This is a genomic window from Oribacterium sp. FC2011 (genome assembly GCF_000701645.1).
Classification (GTDB): domain Bacteria; phylum Bacillota; class Clostridia; order Lachnospirales; family Lachnospiraceae; genus Oribacterium.
This window is the reverse complement of sequence record NZ_JNJM01000011.1, coordinates 1-18,813: the sequence shown is the minus strand read 5'-3', so window position 1 is coordinate 18,813 and position 18,813 is coordinate 1. Positions and strand designations below refer to the sequence as shown.

17 protein-coding genes and 1 tRNA gene are annotated in these 18,813 nt (G+C 43.0%); 2 read left to right on the top strand and 16 right to left on the bottom strand.

The genetic code is table 11. The annotated features are described in order from the left end of the window. Nucleotides 1-87: 87 nt before the first annotated feature. The 14 genes from T357_RS0110150 to T357_RS0110080 all read right to left on the bottom strand — a co-directional run bounded on the left by T357_RS0110150 (nucleotide 88) and on the right by T357_RS0110080 (nucleotide 14,974). On the bottom strand, nucleotides 88-837 hold the full coding sequence (locus T357_RS0110150) for a phosphotransferase (RefSeq protein ID WP_031551919.1): 750 nt from the start codon (nucleotides 835-837) through the stop codon (nucleotides 88-90). 142 nt (nucleotides 838-979) lie between these two features. Then, complete coding sequence (glgB, locus tag T357_RS0110145; protein ID WP_031551918.1) at nucleotides 980-2,878, bottom strand: 1,4-alpha-glucan branching protein GlgB; 1,899 nt, start codon at nucleotides 2,876-2,878, stop codon at nucleotides 980-982. A 158-nt stretch (nucleotides 2,879-3,036) separates the two neighbouring features. Further along, entirely contained in the window at nucleotides 3,037-4,362 is a 1,326-nt protein-coding gene (locus tag T357_RS0110140) for an alpha-amylase family glycosyl hydrolase (RefSeq protein WP_031551905.1), read from the bottom strand. A 133-nt stretch (nucleotides 4,363-4,495) separates the two neighbouring features. Next, the gene (locus T357_RS0110135; protein ID WP_031551904.1) at nucleotides 4,496-5,656 is read right to left on the bottom strand and encodes a pyridoxal phosphate-dependent aminotransferase; all 1,161 of its coding nucleotides are present in this window, start codon (nucleotides 5,654-5,656) and stop codon (nucleotides 4,496-4,498) included. Next, nucleotides 5,653-6,135: an Lrp/AsnC family transcriptional regulator gene (locus tag T357_RS0110130; RefSeq protein WP_031551901.1), complete on the bottom strand. Its 483-nt coding sequence runs from the start codon at nucleotides 6,133-6,135 to the stop codon at nucleotides 5,653-5,655. Before T357_RS0110130 ends, T357_RS0110135 begins: the two co-directional genes overlap by 4 nt. Nucleotides 6,136-6,324: 189 nt before the next feature. Then, entirely contained in the window at nucleotides 6,325-7,068 is a 744-nt protein-coding gene (locus tag T357_RS0110125) for an AIR synthase family protein (protein ID WP_031551898.1), read from the bottom strand. Between the two features lie 371 nt (nucleotides 7,069-7,439). Further along, a complete protein-coding gene (gene proC, locus T357_RS0110115; protein WP_031551895.1) occupies nucleotides 7,440-8,240 on the bottom strand; it encodes a pyrroline-5-carboxylate reductase in 801 nt (266 codons plus the stop codon). A 167-nt stretch (nucleotides 8,241-8,407) separates the two neighbouring features. Next, the gene (atpC, locus tag T357_RS0110110; protein ID WP_031551893.1) at nucleotides 8,408-8,836 is read right to left on the bottom strand and encodes an ATP synthase F1 subunit epsilon; all 429 of its coding nucleotides are present in this window, start codon (nucleotides 8,834-8,836) and stop codon (nucleotides 8,408-8,410) included. A gap of 93 nt (nucleotides 8,837-8,929) precedes the next feature. Continuing rightward, on the bottom strand, nucleotides 8,930-10,345 hold the full coding sequence (gene atpD / locus T357_RS0110105) for a F0F1 ATP synthase subunit beta (RefSeq protein WP_031551889.1): 1,416 nt from the start codon (nucleotides 10,343-10,345) through the stop codon (nucleotides 8,930-8,932). A gap of 51 nt (nucleotides 10,346-10,396) precedes the next feature. Then, entirely contained in the window at nucleotides 10,397-11,308 is a 912-nt protein-coding gene (gene atpG / locus T357_RS0110100) for an ATP synthase F1 subunit gamma (RefSeq protein WP_031551886.1), read from the bottom strand. A 43-nt stretch (nucleotides 11,309-11,351) separates the two neighbouring features. Continuing rightward, nucleotides 11,352-13,403, bottom strand: coding sequence for a F0F1 ATP synthase subunit alpha (gene atpA / locus T357_RS0110095; protein ID WP_031551884.1), 2,052 nt, complete (start codon nucleotides 13,401-13,403; stop codon nucleotides 11,352-11,354). 2 nt (nucleotides 13,404-13,405) lie between these two features. Further along, complete coding sequence (gene atpF / locus T357_RS0110090) at nucleotides 13,406-13,912, bottom strand: F0F1 ATP synthase subunit B (RefSeq protein WP_031551881.1); 507 nt, start codon at nucleotides 13,910-13,912, stop codon at nucleotides 13,406-13,408. 49 nt (nucleotides 13,913-13,961) lie between these two features. Further along, nucleotides 13,962-14,177, bottom strand: coding sequence for an ATP synthase F0 subunit C (atpE, locus tag T357_RS0110085; protein ID WP_029199782.1), 216 nt, complete (start codon nucleotides 14,175-14,177; stop codon nucleotides 13,962-13,964). 119 nt (nucleotides 14,178-14,296) lie between these two features. Continuing rightward, a complete protein-coding gene (locus T357_RS0110080; protein WP_031551876.1) occupies nucleotides 14,297-14,974 on the bottom strand; it encodes a F0F1 ATP synthase subunit A in 678 nt (225 codons plus the stop codon). Between the two features lie 346 nt (nucleotides 14,975-15,320). Between T357_RS0110080 and T357_RS0110075 the strand changes: the two genes are divergently transcribed. Continuing rightward, nucleotides 15,321-16,250 carry a LysR family transcriptional regulator gene (locus T357_RS0110075; protein ID WP_044916707.1) on the top strand — a complete coding sequence of 310 codons (930 nt, stop codon included), beginning with the start codon at nucleotides 15,321-15,323 and terminating at the stop codon, nucleotides 16,248-16,250. A gap of 176 nt (nucleotides 16,251-16,426) precedes the next feature. On the opposite strand, the gene T357_RS0110070 is transcribed toward T357_RS0110075, so the two are convergent. Beyond that, complete coding sequence (locus tag T357_RS0110070; RefSeq protein WP_031551871.1) at nucleotides 16,427-18,046, bottom strand: C40 family peptidase; 1,620 nt, start codon at nucleotides 18,044-18,046, stop codon at nucleotides 16,427-16,429. A 264-nt stretch (nucleotides 18,047-18,310) separates the two neighbouring features. After that, nucleotides 18,311-18,383: transfer RNA gene (locus T357_RS0110065), tRNA-Lys, on the bottom strand. Between the two features lie 196 nt (nucleotides 18,384-18,579). Between T357_RS0110065 and T357_RS0110060 the strand changes: the two genes are divergently transcribed. Continuing rightward, nucleotides 18,580-18,813, top strand: a 234-nt coding sequence (locus T357_RS0110060; RefSeq protein ID WP_031551869.1) for a helix-turn-helix domain-containing protein, incomplete at its 3' end; no start/stop codon positions are given.

Sequence of the window (18,813 nt, the reverse complement as noted above, 5' to 3'; positions counted from 1 at the left end):
TGGGTTTATAAAAGCACAACGCCCGCTTGACGGCTTTATCACTAAAAAAACCGTCGCCCTCACGGCGACGGTTTCATCATACTTTGTTTACATCAAATCTGCAACGTTAAGCCAGCTTTCGAGAATCTCTTTCTCTTCAGGTCTGTTCTTGGTAAGATTTGCTGCTGCAACGATAGGCAGCCACTTATGTACATAGCTCTTATCTGTATTTGTCTTTGCACAGAAATCAGCATAATACTTCTCAGCTGCATCCTTATTCTTAAGATACAGAATGGTATAAGTTCTTGCAACATCCGCACTGGCATTACCCTGTGATGCATGTACCCAGTCAATAAGATACATACTTCCGTCATCCTTAACGATGATGTTTGAAGGTCTGAAATCTCCGTGCAAAAGCTTAAAGTGCTTTGGCATAGATTCAAGTCTTGTAAGAAGCTCATATCTGGTGCTTGAATCAATGGTGTTTAATCCATTGATCTGATATGTAAGCTTGTCTCTCAGCTTCTGAAGAAGAGGTGCCTTCTTTGTGAACATAAGAAGCTGAAGGTCTACCATTTTTCCGATATACTCATCAAGCTTATCCGGGTTTTCATCCATAAGCTGCTGAAGTGTCTTTCCTTCAACATACTCTTTTTCGATGAGCCACTGTCCGTCTTCAAATCTGACTCCTGTTATCTTTGGAACGTTTATCCCATCGATATTCTCAACACGAGTGTTGATAAATGCCTCATGGAAAACTTCAGACTTATCAAAATCTTTGGCAAATATCTTTAAGATTTTATCTCCGTCGCGATAAACACTCTGAGTTGCTTTTTGTGATAATAACTCTCTTGCCATGTTCCTGTCTCCTTTACATATAACCCTTATGTATTCACTGTCGTTCTAAAAATGTCCATCCGTTCTTTGGATAAACCTATCATACTACAGTGTTTTCCAAAAGGAAACAAAATTCGTTAAAAAAATAACAAATTTTTTATTATCAGTAATTGAACCTGAATACTGCGCATCCGTAAGCCGGTAATGAATATTTGATACGGAACGGTTTACCGTCGCATTCTCCTTTTTCTGCAAGATAAACATTCTTTGCATCCGCTCTTGTGTTTCCGTTTTCATCCAGGATCAAAGTATATTTGGTCTTTACGGGAGCTCCTACCATGTAGTCCTTTCTTTCCATAGGAGTCATATTGATAACGAAGAGAAGGCTGTTCTTTCCGGTCTTGTCCTTACGTATGAAGCTGAATATGGATCTGTCGTTATCGTCAGCATTAATCCACTCAAATCCCTGCCAGCTGTCATCAAGCTCCCATAAGGCAGGATACTTTCTATACATATGAAGGAGATCCCTCATAAAATCATGGACGTTCTTATGCCATGGTTCATCGGTGAGATACCAGTCCAAAGCCACATTCTCATTCCACTCATGAAGCTGGGCAAAGTCCTGTCCCATGAAAAGAAGCTTCTTTCCGGCATGGCCAAACATGAACAGATAGCCGCACTTCAGGTTCCTGAACTTGTCCTCATAGATTCCGGGCATCTTGTTTATCATGGAGCACTTAAGATGCACTACCTCATCATGTGAAAGTACAAGAATGAATTTTTCGGCAGTGGCATAGCTCATACCGAAGGTCATAAGGTTGTGGGCACCCTTACGGAATAACGGATCCAGCTTCATATAATCAAGGAAGTCATGCATCCAGCCCATATTCCATTTATAAGTAAATCCCAGACCATCATCCTCCGGAGGAGTTGTTACCTTCGGCCAGGCTGTGGACTCCTCTGCGATGATCATGGTTCCGTCTTTTCTTCCGCGTATTACGGAATTGAGATGCTTGAAGAACTCCATGGCATCAAGATTCCCGTTGCCTCCAAACTTGTTTGGAACCCACTGGCCATCCTTACGTCCATAGTCAAGGTATAACATTGATGCAACCGCATCCACACGAAGTCCGTCTATATGGTACTCGTCATACCAGTAAAGAGCATTTCCGATCAGGAAATTCTTTACCTCATTCTTGCTGTAGTTGAATATCTTTGTACCCCAGTCGGGATGCTCTCCCATACGTGGATCCGGATATTCATAGGTAGGGGTACCGTCAAAATCCGCAAGTCCTTGGGCATCCTTCGGGAAGTGTGCAGGAACCCAGTCAAGGATGACTCCGATTCCCTTCTGGTGAAGATGATCCACCATATACATGAAATCCTTGGGAGAACCGTATCTGCTGGTAGGTGCAAAATAACCGGTAACCTGATAACCCCAGCTTGCGTCCAGAGGGTGTTCAGCTATTCCCATGAGCTCCACGTGAGTGTATCCCATGTCATTACAGTACTGTGCAAGCTCATCTGCTGCCTCTCTGTAATTATAGAAACCATTCTTCTCTTCCCGGTTTTTCTTACGCCATGACCCTATATGACATTCGTAAATGGCCATAGGCTGTGCAAATGTAGGAGTTGCAGCTCTTTTGCTGAGCCACTCACCATCACCCCAGGGATACCCTGCCACATCTGCAGTTTTGGATGCGGTTCCGGGTCTGTATTCTGCAGAGAATGCATAAGGATCGGCTTTATATAATATCTCGCCTCTCTGGGTATGTATGGCGAACTTATAAAGCTCATCATAACCCATGTTCTCTATAAAGCCTTCATATATTCCGCTGTCCTCCAGAGGAAGCATATAATTCGCTTCCACATCCCATCCGTTTCTGTCGCAAACGATGGCTACCGCCTTTGCGTGAGGTGCCCAGACGGCAAAATGCATTCCCTTCTTTCCGTTCAGTACAGCAGGATGGGCTCCCATCTTCTGGTAAATTTTGTAATTTCTGCCTTCACCAAAAAGATAACGGTCCAACTGAGTTAAAAATACGGGATCCAATTCTTCCATATCCTGCCTCTTTTGTTTTGGTGCATCAACAGATACTGCAGGAGCAGGCGTGTTGTTTATCACTACGTTACTTTTTTCTGCCTTTGGTTTGGTTATTTTTTTTCTTCTTGATGACCTAGATGACATTCTTTTCCTCCATTTAATAATATTTGTTTATCTCACTTTATCTTTATAATCTTCCCCGAATTCGGTTCAAGATTTATCATGATCCTGTCGTCCTGCTCTATCTCAATTTCCTCTTCCGTTATGAGATCAAAGGCAACATTACCCTTTACAGGCAGGGTTACATAAAACACAGCCGGTTCTTCGGCATTGTTAAGTGCCGTTATCACCGCACTGTTTGTATCTACCCGGGCATATGCCCATTGCTTACACTGAAGATAAAGCTCTTTATACTGTCCCATATGAAGCTCTGAATTCTTGCCGTGAATCTCCGCAAGCTTGGCCACAAAGGAAGTAAAACTGTTTGGCTTCATTTCATCAATATTGATGGAAGGTCTCAGAGGACTGTCATCACATCCGTCCTTTTTCTTTCCCTCCAGTCCGAATTCACCGCCATAGTAAATCGAAGGCTTACCCGGCATGGTGAAAAGGGCCATGTAACAGGGCTTAAGGTTATCTTTATTCTCAAGCTTTGAAGCAATCCTGTCCACATCATGGTTCTCAAGGAACATATACAGATCCCTTGCGATATTCATATTACGGTTTAAGTTATGGGCAATCTCAAAGAAATTGTGGCTGTTAAAACCGCTGTATATGGATTTATGAAGCTCATAGTTTGTGACTGAATGCAGGGTCTCAGCATTAACCCATCTCGGATACTCACCGTGTATAACCTCTCCCATAAGCCAGAAATCAGGTTTCATCTGAGTTGTAAAGTATCGGAGTGACTTTTGGAAATTGATATCCAGAACATCCGCACAGTCAAGTCTCAGTCCGTCAATATCAAAGGTATCCACCCAGTACTGAACCACTTCAATGAGATATTTCCGCATATGCTCATTATTGAAGTTAAGCTCAGGAAGCTCCCATGCCCCTCTCCAGGCGGAATAGCTGAAATTATCGCCTCTCGGTGAACGGCCTCCGAAGTTGATGCCTTTGTACCAGTCCTTATACTGACTGTCCGGTCCCTTTTCCCTTATATCCTTGAATGCAAAAAAATCTCTGCCGGTGTGGTTGAAAACTGTGTCAACTATTACATGGATGCCATAATTATGGGCCGTGTCCACAAATTTCCGAAAGTCATCATTGGTACCAAGTCTACGGTCTACGGTTTTGTAATCAGTGGTGTCATATCCATGACTTCCGGACTCAAAGAGCGGGCCAATGTATATGGCGTCACATCCAAGTACCTTAAGATAGGGGATAAAAGCCGTAAGCTGATCAAAGCGGCGTTTCACTTTTCCGCCATCATTCACTTTCTCAGCTCCCACCATACCAAGGGGATACATATGATAAAAAATTGCACTATCGTACCAGGCCATATTTCCTCCGTATGTAAAAAATATTCTGCAATGGTCATCAGTCGATAAAGGATTCTTTCGTTACTACCAAAAATTATACCATGTAAGCCATATAGTTTTGAGTACCTCAAAAGAATCCCCGGGGATTATCTTTTTATTTCAGTCTGCTCACAAATTTTTCTATCCTGTCCAGAGCTTTCTTCAGATCCTGAAGCGAATATGCATAGGATATACGCAAAAATCCTTCGCCGCAGTCTCCGAAGGCAGTACCGGGAACCAGGGCAACCTTTTCCTCTTCAAGAAGTCTCGTTGCAAATTCCTCTGAACTCATATTAAAGCGTTTGATGGATGGAAATACATAGAAGGCTCCGTAAGGCTCGAAGCAATCCATACCCATCTCTCTCAGACGTGTAACCAGATATCTTCTTCGTTCGTTATATGAATCTCTCATCTTGGCTACATCTTCGTCACCGTTTTTCAGGGCTTCCGTAGCCGCATACTGTGAAGTTGTGGGAGCGCACATGATGGCGAACTGATGAAGTTTGAGGATCTGTTGCATTATGATCTGAGGTCCGCAGCAGTAACCAAGTCTCCATCCGGTCATGGCATAGGCCTTGGAGAAACCATTGATATAAACAGTTCTCTCACGCATTCCCGGGAACTCAATGATACTTGAGGGAGTTCCCTTATAGCTTAGCTCACTGTAGATTTCATCTGTAATAACAAAGAGGTCGTGCTCTTCGATGATAGGTATAAGCTTCTCCAGATCCTCCTTCTCCATAATTGCTCCTGTAGGATTGTTGGGGAAGGGGAGTACCAGCACCTTTGTCTTCGGTGTGATCTTTTCCAGAAGCTTCTCCGGTGTCAGTCTGAAATCATCCTTTTCTTCAAGCTCTATAGGAACCGGTGTGCCACCTGCCATGATGGCGCAGGGAACGTAGGATACGTAGCTTGGCTGAGGTACCAGCACCTCATCACCGGGATCAAGCATTACCCTGAGAGCCATATCTATAGCCTCTGATCCGCCTACCGTTACCAGGGTCTCGGTCACCGGATTATAATCTATATTGTACTTTCTCTTTATATATCTGGTGATCTCTTCTCTCAGTTCCTTAAGACCTGAATTGGAAGTATAAAAGGTTCTTCCTCTTTCAAGAGAATGGATACCCTCTTCTCTTATATGCCACGGAGTGTCAAAATCAGGCTCACCAACTCCGAGGGATATGGCGTCCTTCATCTCCGAGACTATGTCAAAAAATTTTCTTATACCACTTGGCTGTATGCCCGTGATCTTACTGTTCAATGGATTTCTCATGGTGATACCTTCATTCTCTCGTCAACTCTTGGCTGTTCTATAACGGTGCCATGATCTTTATATTTCTTAAGAACAAAATGTGTAGCTGTGGAAAGAACGGATTCCATGGGAGAAAGCTTGCTGGATACGAAAGATGCAACCTCCTTCATGGTTTTTCCGCTTATAAGCACAGTGAAGTCAAAGGAACCTGACATAAGATAAACCGCATCAACCTCATCATACTGATAGATACGCTGTGCAATGGAATCAAATCCAAGTCCGCGCTGAGGTGTAACCTTTACTTCTATAAGTGCATCAACTCTCTCATCCTGGGTTTTGTCCCAGTTTATAAGAGTATGATATCCGCAGATGATATGTTCATTTTCCATTGCCTCTATCTCTGCAGAAACCTTCGACTCAGACTCACCAAGGATGTTTGCGATATCCTTGACTGTAAGCCGGGAATTCTTTTCTATGATGGTTAAGATTTTTTCTCTCATGATTTTCTCCTTACTTTTTATTTACTTCCCTCTAACATTATATTCAATTTTAATATCCCATAACTGTTCATACAACTTAAGACTCTATTAAGGTAAAGCAATATCATCAGCCGACCCTTACCTATGCCTCAGATATGTAACGGTTCAACCTGTGGACCATTACGCAGATATCATTTATGCAGCTCGCAGCTAAATGAATCTGTCCAGCTCTTCATAGCTTTCACGGGTCAGATATCCGATCTCACTCCCGTCCACCCGGATACGCTTTTTTTCTTTTGTTATCCTTCCGAAAACAGCTGCCCTTACAGGCTCCGTGGTCCTTACATGCTGCTCACTGTCAAAGCCCACTCTTGAACCTTTTGCAAATGTCTCGTCCGCTAAGTCTTTGGATGCCCTTAACTGCATCTCCAGAAAGTCACGGCAAAAGTGGTCTCCCTTTTCCATGGTCATGAGGAAACAGTCCCGGGACCATAGTCTATAGGGCAGAACATCAAATAACTCACATATCTCCATGGTAAACTGGCTTACCGGAATGCTGTCATATCTGAACTCACATCCAAGGCCGTAACCCTTTTTTCTTCCGGTTTCCGTGTCCAATGCTGCCGCTTCGCAAAAATCCCACAAAGCCTTAAGTATCCCGCCCTTTTCAACCTTTCGGATTTCGGTCACACCATAGGTCTTTTTATAATCCGGCATGGCGTAATCTATAGGATCTGCTTCAGCCTCATCCGCTCGTGCCTCCCGGGCGGCATGGTACCACTGCTCCATTACATCTTTCTGCTCCGAGAGCTTTCTTTTTTCTTCAGAAAGATAGAACCCGGAAAATCTTTTATTAATATCCTCCGGATGCAATTCCAAAAGCTTTTCAGCTCCATAGGTACCTATCTCCCCTACTATCACAAGGTCCTGCCCCGGCTTTATCTTTTGATTCATGTCGTCACCTGAACGAAGAAGCGGCAGTCCGCAATGGACTGCCGCTTCGCATTTCTCTTTCTTTCTTATTTCAGAATATTCAGAATATAAGGAAGAACCATTGTCAGCACCATTGCAAATACAAGAGCAATGACAATAACCGCTGATATGGTTTTCTTTGTTTTTGGACTCATCATCTCTATACTGTCTCCCTGAAACCTCTTCTGTATTAATGTTTCAACCGGCATTTAAGACCTAACGTCAAAAATCCATGCCAACAATTTTTTTATATAATACACTTTTTACTTAGTACTGACAAGTTTTTTATACTTAAGGACTGTTACAAGAATACCATACTCCGGTCAGTATCATTCTGTATCATAATTTCCGTCTCATCCCTGAATCGCCTTTACGGCATCTATCACAGCTCCTCTGAATCCATGTTCCTCCAATGCTGCAACTCCTTTTATGGTGGATCCGCCCGGTGAACAAACTTCATCCTTCATCTCTCCGGGATGCTTTCCGCTGTGGAGCTGAAGTGCAGAGGTGCCCTCTATCATTCTTGACACCATCTGATAAGCTGTCTTTCTCGGTATTCCGTACATTACCGCTGCATCTGAAAGTGATTCTATGAACATATCCGTAAAGGCAGGACCGCATCCGCATACTGTACCGGAAATTCCAAGAAGCTTTGTCTCTACAGGAATGACCAGACTTATCTTTCCCAGAAGGTCACTTACGGTTTCAAACTCTTCCTCTGAAAGAGAATGTTTATTTTCCACAACAAAGATGCCCTTATTTATGGCAACCGGAGTATTCGGACAGGAACATATAACATGAGTTCCCTTTACAAGAACCTCTTCATCAAAGTATCTGTCATAATTATATCCCCATACAACAGATACTATCACCTTACCATCAAGAGAAAGCTGGGCTCTCAAAGGTGTGATAACTTCCTTTATCTTGGCAGGCTTAACCGCAATAAAAATCACATCTGATACATCGACAACTTTCGATGCATCATCCATAGGGTTTATTCCGCCCATTTTTTCACATTTTTCCTGAAGCTTGTCAAAGTGACCTGCTGCAGCATAGCAATTTTCTGCCGGAAAACCGGAATTGATAAGTCCTTCAGCAATTGCACCCGCCATATTTCCAAATCCTATAAAACCAACTTTTAGTTCTTCTGTCATTCGCATATTACACTCCTTAATCTGATGTATCTAACCGACTCTATAATCTTCTTTTATTTTATATTCTCTCTCTTTTCAATTCCATTTCTTTTTAGTTATGACGGATATACAGAAAGAAGGCAGACTTATGAATTGAACTTACCATAAGTCTGCCTTCCTGAAATTAATTAAATATAATGCTTCTTCTGACTGGAGAATTCAAGTCTTGTAAGAGCACGGGCAAGAGACATCTGTGATCTCTTGAATTCACCTACCGACTGCTTCTGTCTCAGCTGTTCAAGGGCTCTTTCCTTTGCCTCTTCAGCTCTTCTTACGTCGATCTCTTCGGCAGTTTCGCAGGTGTCCACAAGTACCGTCACACGATTATTGGCAATGGTACATACGCCGTTGCTCACAACAACGGTTATTCTTTCCCCATCCGGCTTAACGATACTCATCTGACCGGTTTCCAATGCATAAACAACAGGTGCATGGTGTGCCATGATACCTCTGGATCCGGTCAGTGTATTGATCTGCAGATATTCTGCCTGTCCCATATAAAATACCTTGTTGGAAGCTGTCACATTAAGACTAAAGGTCGCCACCTTATCTGCCATCTCAAAACCTCACATTAACTCAACTTACAAATCTGAGGAAACATTACTTAATTCAAAATTTCCTCCGGTAAATCACCGATTCAATCGGTAATTTTAGCCGACATTTTTCTTGGATTCGGCATTTGCCATATCCTCAGCCTTTTTCTTTACGTCCTCGATGGTTCCCACATTAAAGAATGCACTCTCCGGATAGTTATCCATCTCACCATCGATTATAGCCTTGAAGCCCTTGATGGTATCCTTGAGCTGAACGTACTTACCCGGAACTCCGGTGAACTGTTCACCTACAAAGAAAGGCTGACTCAGGAAGTTACGAATCTTACGGGCTCTGAATACCGTCTTCTTATCCTCTTCCGAAAGTTCTTCCATACCGAGGATAGCGATGATATCCTGAAGCTCTTTGTACTTCTGAAGTATTCTGAGTACGCTCTGGGCTGTGTCATAATGCTCCTTACCAACTATTTCTTCGGTAAGAATTCTTGATGAAGATTCCAGTGGATCCACTGCAGGATAGATACCCTGCTCAACTACCTTACGGCTAAGTACGGTGGTTGCATCAAGGTGTGCAAATGTTGTTGCCGGAGCAGGATCAGTAAGGTCATCCGCAGGAACGTATACTGCCTGAACAGATGTTACGGAACCCTGACGTGTGGACGCGATTCTCTCCTGGAGCTGTCCCATCTCTGTTGCAAGAGTGGGCTGGTAACCTACCGCCGAAGGCATTCTTCCAAGGAGTGATGAAACCTCGGAACCTGCCTGTACGAATCTGAAAATGTTATCAATAAACAGAAGTACATCCTTATGCTGTACATCACGGAAATACTCAGCCATGGTGAGGCCGGTCTCCGCAACTCTCATTCTCGCACCGGGAGCCTCATTCATCTGTCCGAACACGAGGGCAGTGTTTTTGATAACTCCGCTTTCTGTCATCTCACTGTAAAGATCGTTTCCTTCACGGGAACGCTCTCCTACACCGGTGAAAATGGAGTATCCGCCATGCTCTGTAGCGATATTTCTTATAAGCTCCTGTATAAGGACTGTTTTACCTACACCGGCTCCTCCGAAAAGTCCGATCTTACCTCCCTTTGCATAAGGGGCCAGAAGATCGATAACCTTTATTCCTGTTTCCAGTACTTCCTGAACCGGATTCTGATCTTCAAACTTAGGCGGCTTTCTGTGGATTTCCCAACGTTCTTCCGTTTCGGGATCCTCCTTGCCGTCTATAGCATCACCAAGAACATTGAAAAGTCTTCCAAGGGTCTTTTCTCCAACCGGAACAGTGATACCTTTTCCGGTGTCGATAACCTCCATATCCCTTTCAAGTCCTTCACTGGCAGTAAGCATGATGCACCTGACTGTACTGTGCCCAAGCTGCTGCGCAACTTCCATGGTACATTTGGTACCATGATTATCTACATTAAGTGCAGTCTTTATCTCCGGAACGGAGCCGGTTTCAAACTCGACATCCACTACCGGACCCATTACCTGCACTATCTTTCCTATATGCATATGTATCTCCTTGTAAACCCACCGGTTTCGAAAATCCGATACCTAAAGCTTTTAACGATTCTTCTTCTGGGCTCTCGCTCCCGCCGCAACCTCGGTTATTTCCTGAGTGATGGCGGCCTGACGGGTTCTGTTATACTGAATGCTCAATTCCTGCTTAAGCTTATTACCGCTTCTGTTGGCTGCATCCATGGCAGTCATTCTGGAATTCTGCTCCGAACAGAAGGACTCAACCAGGGCACTGTATATGAAACCACTGATATAATCGGGAATGACATTATCAATGACCGCTTCTGCAGAAGGCACCAGTCTGAATTCCTCCATGCCCGCAACCATAGGTATAGCCTGTCCGAATACGCCTTTATTGATCTTATCAATGGGCAAAAGCTGCTCCGTTTCCGTTTCCATCTCGAGAGAATTCTTCATTCTGGTATAGACAATATAAACAGAATCTATCTCATTATCGTGGAAAAGATCCAGTACTCGTCCTGTAATGACACGAGCACGATGAAGGGTCGGATTCTGAGCCGTATAATGGAATTCTTCTTCAATATCTATCCCATTTGAGCGGAAATATACTCTGCCCATTTCTCCTACAACATACAGCTTATGCCTCGGTCTCGCCTTAAGGATTTCCTCCGTACGCTTTATAACATTATGGTTATAAGCACCGGCAAGTCCCTTATCGGCAGTAACACAGATAATTGCTGTTCTGTAATTCTCTGTTCTCTCCTTCTTACGAAGATCTTCTCTGAGATCAAGATAAGGATGTCTAAACCCTTCGGGAACATGTCTCAGGATACGCTGTATGGTGGTTCTCAGGGTATAAAAGTAAGGTTCAGTCTGCTGAAGCTCCACTCTGGCTTTTCGAAGCTTTGTACTGGAGATAAGATACATGGCATTTGTGATCTTTAATGTATTGTCAATGCTGGAGATTCTGTCTCTCAGCTCTCTTGTTGTTGCCACAATTCACTCCTCCGTATGAAATAATGAGGGCATACTGTCCGCATTATTTTTCTTCACTGTCGTCTTCAAGCTTTCCTTTGCTGTCATTCCACAGCTTTAAGAATTCTTCAGCCACGGTAATGATCTCAGCTCTTGTATCATCTCCCAGCATTCTTGATATCTCAATGTTCTTTCCGATCTCAGGGTATCTTTGTCTGAAATAATCAAGCATCCTGCCCTGGAATCTCTTAACATCTTTCTTCTCAATGGTCATCATGCTGTGATTAAGAGCCACTACAAGGGTTATGACCTGATCACTCAGGGACATAGGATTACATAATGGCTGCTTCAAAAGTTCCATCAAGACATTACCCTGTGTAAGCAGGTCTCTTGTGTTCTGGTCAAGATCAGAGGAGAACTGTGTAAATACAGCCATTTCTCTGAACTGGGCAAGATCGATACGAAGAGAACCTGAAGATTTCTTCATGGCCTTTGTCTGGGCTGCGCCACCAACACGGGATACAGAAAGTCCGACATTAACCGCAGGTCTTTGACCCTCGAAGAAAAGATTGGACTCAAGGAATATCTGTCCATCGGTAATGGAAATAACATTAGTAGGAATGTATGCGGATACATCTCCGTCCATTGTCTCAATGATAGGAAGAGCTGTTATGGATCCGCCGCCGAGCTCCTTGTTCAGATGGCAGGAACGCTCCAAAAGTCTTGAATGAAGGTAGAATACGTCGCCCGGATAAGCCTCACGTCCAGGTGATCTTCCGAGAAGCAGTGAAAGTGCTCTGTAAGCAACCGCATGCTTTGAAAGATCATCATAAATGATGAGAACATCCTGGCCCTTATACATGAAGTATTCTGCAAGTGATGTTGCTGAATAAGGAGCGATATACTGAAGCGGTGCCGGATCTGCTGCTGTTGCCGCTACCACACAGGTATAGCTCATGGCTTCATGTTTCTTTAAGGTCTCAACCAGAGATGCGACTGTTGATTCCTTCTGTCCGATGGCTACATATATACATATGCAGTTCTTGTCATGCTGATTAAGGATAGTATCTATAGCGATAGAGGTCTTTCCTGTCTGACGGTCGCCAATGATAAGCTCACGCTGACCTCTTCCTATAGGAAACATTGAATCGATGGCAAGTATTCCGGTCTGCATAGGCTCATTAACCGGTGAACGGTCAATGATTCCCGGTGCCGGCTGCTCGATGGCACGAAACTCTGTTCCATTTACAGGTCCAAGTCCGTCAATGGGCTCTCCGAGAGCATTAACAACTCTTCCGAGGTAATCATCGGAAACTGCGATACCTGCCATTCTGCCGGTACGTATACCTCTGCTTCCTTCCGAAAGTCCTGATTCGTCTCCAAACAGGATAACACCTATCCTGTCTCTTTCGATATTCTGAACCATACCCTTGGTTCCGTTATCAAAAGTGATAACCTCACCGTACATGGCATGGTCAAGACCATTCATTATGGCAATGCCGTCACCGATGCTCTCGATGAATCCGATTTCCTTCTTTTCAGCCTTAAGGTCAAAGTTACCTACACTCTGCTGAAGTATGGTAATGATGTCGGCATCACTTGTTAACTCTGAACGGGTATTCTTTAACTGCTCCAGGAACTGATTTCTTCTTCCGATGGTTGACCAGTCATACTGGTCGTTCCCTACTTCCAGGATAAATCCACCGCCCAGACTCTTATCCTCACTGAGATTAAAATCAAAGTGATGGGTATTATATTTGTCAAAAACAAACTTCTGGATATCCATAAGTTGTTTTTCAGAAGGTCTGGTCACATATCTCAGCTGTACATGAATCTGTCTTTCATTACTGGTACGTATATTTGTGTACTGCTTTGCTATTTCATCCCATTTCTTCAGATCGTTGTCATCACAGAGGCTCTTAAGAGTCTTTCTTACTTCTGTAGGAAATACACTATCGATAACCTCATAACGCTTTTCAATGGGAATCGTAGGATCACTCAGCTGAGAAGCCGTCTGGGGTAGTACCTCGAAAATTCTTGAGGTGGAACTCATTACACTTTCGGATACCTGTGACTGAATCAGACGTTCTGCAATTTCTCTGGCATTCTGACTCACGATTATGCCTCCTGATTATCTGGTTTAACTGAATTACTGTCTCCGTTTATGAACTGATCGAAAAGCTTTCTGTCATTAGCCTCGCTGTCCTTGGAAGCTGCGATCTTGTATGCGGCTTCTGCGACAAGAACTGCCATCTGCTGCTGCATCTCACGCTGCTTTGTCTCTGCTTCCTTCTCTGCCTGGATTTTGGCTTCAGCGATTATCTTATCGGCCTTCTTGTTGGCATTGTTTACTATCTCATCATATTCCTTTGAAGCATCGATCTTTGCTTTATTGATAGTATTCTTTCGCTCTTCTTCGATATTTCCGAGGCTTTCCTCATATTTTTCTTTAAGATGCTTGGCATCTTCATTTACCTGTTCAGCCTTCTTATAGGACTCTTCTATCTCTGCCTGACGCTTCTCCATAACCTCACGAACAGGTTTAAAAAGAAACTTTTTCATGAGATAGACGAGTACCAACAGATTAATGACTGTAAACAATAAGTTGATATCTACTCTTAACATACTTTCTCTCCTGATGATCTTGAATTATGATTTGAAAATTCCGTAATGATCATTTAAGGAAGAAAATGCAAAGGATACCAAGTACGAAACCGTAAATAGCTGTTGCCTCCGCAAGAGCACATCCGAGAAGAAGGATTCTCATGATCTTTCCGTCTGCTTCAGGCTGTCTTGCAATAGCCTCTGCTGCTTTACCTGTTGCGATACCGATTGAAAGTCCTGCTCCCAGGCAGGCAAGTGCTGCTAAACCTACACCAATTGCTGTCATGCTCATATTTTTTTCTCCTTTAATGTTAAAAATATTTTTTTGCTCATGGACTGTGGTCTAAACCTAAGCTGCCATAAGCTGATTTATAGTTTTAAATATTATCCTTTGTTCCCGAAACTTTATTCCGTTGCATCCTGGATATAAAGAGATGTCAGGAAAACAAATACATAGGCCTGGATAAGACCGTCAAATATATCAAAGTAAAGGCTGAAGATCGCAGGAACACCCACGGGTACCACCATCTTTATAAGCTCCATGATGATGAACGCGCCGAGGACATTACCAAACAATCTCATACAAAGAGACAGGGGTCTGATAACCAGCTCCAGAATATTGATAGGGGTAACAATGGCCACAGGCTCTGAAAAATGCTTTATCCAGCCTTTGGCACCCTTTCTTCTGAATCCCGCGATCTCTATAAGGAAGATACTTATTACAGAAAGTCCCACCGTTACATTGAGATCCTTTGTTGGCGGCTTCAGGCCAAAAAGACCAATGAGATTGGATACTCCAATGTAAATCAGGATAACGGAAATTATGGTACTGTACTGTTTTCCGTGTTCTCCCAGAAGCTCTCCCGTGAAATTGTCAAACCAGGAAACAATGATTTCTGCCAGCTGCTGTTTCTTGCTTGGATTTCTGACTTTCAGATTAGATCCGAGGTAAACTGACAAACCAACCAGCACTGCCATGATAACCCATGTGATGACAGTTGATTCCGCAACCTGGATCCCTCCTATGCTGAATACTGTAGAAACCTGTAGCTGTTCCTGGAGTTCTTCGGTAAAATGCTCCATTTGACTACCTCCATTTCTATTTATTGTGTTCATGTGAAAAATGTGATGTAAAACATTTTTTACATGTTTACTAACCCATTTGACTCACGGGTTTTTATTATATTCCCGGATTTTTAATATTCAATCCGCATTTTTTGCATGTTATCTATATCAAATTGACATGGTTTGTAAATTTTGTTATATATTTTTATGCATCTTTTAGGATATTTGTTTCTTTTACATCATAAAAAGAGCTTTATTTACATTTCGTTTTTTCATAAATATTTATTCGAAATGAATATTTTTTTGTAATGATTGAAACATGCCACTATACTCTTTCTTACTCGGCAAAAAACTGGAGAATATTATGATTTCTTTTGATTACTACAGAATATTTTTCTTTGTAGGCACCTACAAAAGCTTTACAAGGGCTGCAAGGATGCTTGGCTCAAACCAGCCCAATGTCAGCAGAGCCATGAATAATCTTGAAGAAAACCTGGGATGTAAGCTTATGCAAAGAGGGAAACGCGGTATAACACTTACTCCCAACGGGCAGAAGCTTTTTGAACATGTGTCCATAGCATTCGAACAGATAGAGCAGGCCGAAAAGGAATTGAATAAAGATATCAGTCTTGAATCGGGACAGGTTACCATAGCAGCATCGGAGAATGCCCTCAGGATCGTTCTCCTTCCCGTGCTTCGGGATTTTAAAACAAAATATCCGGATATAAACATCCGCATATCAAATCATGCCACCCCTAAGGCCATAGTATCTCTTCAAAATGGTATTGCAGATTTTGCGCTTATTACCACTCCTCTTACCATCCGTGCACCTCTTACCATGGAGCCGTTATTTAATTTCAGGGAGATACCTATCGTGGGGCCCTCTTTAAAGCACCTTTCAGAAAAACCCATGTCTCTGAGAGAGCTAAGCACCTATCCTATAATCAGTGTTGGCCGCGATACCGGGACAAGAGAATTATATGTACAGTATTTTCTGAATCATCAGCTGACATTTCAGCCTGAGTTTGAAGCTTCATCCACAGACCAGATCCTTCCCATGGTGGAAAACGACCTGGGAATAGGATTCTATCCCGAAGCTCTGGCCGCGGATGCTCTGGAACGAAAACTCGTGTACAGGATTCCTTTGCTGGAACCTATCCCCGAAAGGACTTTTTGTCTTGCCATAGACAGCTCTCGAAACCTTTCTTCGGCTGCCATAAGACTTATCGAAACCTTTGTCCGGGAATCCAACAGAAGAGAGCTTCTCCACTCCTATTCGCCGGAAAAAGACTAAGAATAATTTCTTATGACCCGATTTAAAATCGGGGACAGAAAAAAACCGGTCACATCAGGATTTTCTTTCCTGATGTGACCGGTTTTTAAAGTCAGTATAGTGTAAAGATTTTCGGCATTTCATAGCTTACGTGTTATATGTTTGTAACATTAAGCCTGCTGCCAACATTCCATCTATCAGCTGAAGATTCTCCAACCGCAGATGAAGTGATTTGCCCACCATGCTCCGAGGTTTCTGTGAACTACTCGTCCGTTTGAAGATGAAGCATCGATGATGGTTCCGCCTCCGGCTACGATACCAACGTGACCTGAAACTACGATGATGTCTCCTGCCTGAAGTTCATTATAAGATACCTGCTTAAATCTTCCCGGATTTCTCCAACCTGAGGAAGTCATGTAAGAAACGCCTACACCGGCCTGATTCAGACACCAGTATACGAATCCTGAACAGTCAAAGCTGTTAGGTCCCTTTGCTCCCCATACGTAAGGGCATCCGATCTTAGAGGATGCTATAGCGATAAGGTTGGCTGCTGAACCTGAAACTGTTTCTCCACCGTTTCCAACATATGCTGTCTGAGGAATCTGAACTGCTGCCGAGCCTGAATTTCCGCCTGTATTTGCAGGTGCGGTTACAGTTGTATTTCCTGTAGTTCCTGAAGAACTCTGTGAAGTGCTGCTTTGCTTTGTATTCTTCTTTACATTTCCGCTATGAAGAAGTGTTATAGTCTTGGCACCTGCAAGTCCGTCTGCAGTCAGTCCGTTCTTGCTCTGGAAATTGGCAACCGCTGACTTTGTAAGTTCTCCAAAGTAACCTGTAGCCTTATCTGAATCGAGATATCCGTACTTAACAAGATATTCCTGCAATTCCTTAACTGAATCCGACTGTTCTCCGAGACGCATAGCATACGGAATAGCATTGGGATCATCCAGAGCAGCTCTTGTATCGGGACCGAGATATCCATCCACAACCTGGTCATTTCTTGACTGGAATGCTTTAATGGCATTTTGTGTTCCCAGTCCGAAGTTACCGTCTGCCTCACCCTCAAGGTAACCGAGATTAATCAAAATCTGCTGATACTTTTTAACAAGATCAGACTGTTCACCCAGAGCAACAATATTGGCCTTTACTTCATCAGAATATAACAGATTGTAAGTACTTGTTCCGTAAATGCCGTCTACGGTAAGTCCGTTCATCTCCTGTAATTTCTTTACTGCTTCCATGGTAGTCTCGTCATAAGTTCCATTTATGTCGGAAGCATTATAAAGATAACCAAGGTTATACAAACGATACTGAGCATGAGTAACGTCATTACCCTGAAAACCGAGTTTTAATGCATAGTGCGGAGCATTGTCAGACATGATGGCATCCCAGGTCTCAACACCACAAATACCATCCATGGCCATCCCGGCCTGTCTCTGGAAATACTGTACGGCAAGAGATGTTGCATCACCATAATATGTTGTAGGTTCATCAGGATCCATATAACCGAGATCCATAAGTCTCTGCTGAAGATCTCTTACAACTGAGTTGATGACTCCGACCGTAAGGTTAACCGGTGCCAGCTCTTCAGCTGCATCGTCTACAGTAACGCCTGCTATAGAGGGAAGTACATTGGAATTGATTCCCAATGCAGCCACATATTCAACAGCCTCAGTCTCCGGTGCTGTTGTAACAACTATCTCTGATTCATTTTCTGTATTTACAGATTCACTTATCTGCTGTTCGCATCCTGTCATAACCAGCATACTTGCTGCCAATGCCAGTGATGTAAGCCGTAAAAAACTACGATTGAACATAAAATTCGCCTTTCTGCGATGACTCACCTATAAGGAAGTATCAATGCGGATTCATTTGAACCGCCCGGCTCCCATGATCGAAAATCGTGGGCAGTCTTGTATCATTCTACTTTTTAAACTATATAATTATAGCATCAGCATCATAAATTCATGTTACTTTATTCTTACAATACTATAATAGAGAAGGGAAAAGAAGGAAAACCGGAGTCTCACTGACTCCGGTTTTCCTTCTTCTGACACTATGTACTTTTAAGCAACAAAAAATGCACCTTCAGGGACTTGAACCCTGGACAAACGGATTAAGAGTCCGCTGCTCTACCAACTGAGCTAAAGGTGCATGTCTTATGCGTTCTTTTTGAGCGCTTGTTTATAATACATAATCAGTTGGGGGTTGTCAATAACTTTTTGAAATTTTTTTAATCCTCATTGAATGAAATAGTAAATTCCATATTATGCGGAATTAAGTCTTACACTCTGATTCATATGTGTGTATTCTTAGACAGGTTTCTTATTCGCAGTAGAAAGAGAAAACCATGTCTAAAAAAATACAGACCAGTCAGAAACACATGAACCAAAATGACCGCGTTGTTATTGAGAAACGGTTGGACTTATCCGTATCTTTCAGAGCAATAGGTGCAGAGCTCGGCAAAGATCCTACCACTATTGCCAAGGAGGTGAAGAAGCACAGGGTCTTTCAGGAACACAACAAGTTCAATGAAAAACCTTACAGATGTGCTAACGCCAAGGATTGTCACAAGAAAAATGTA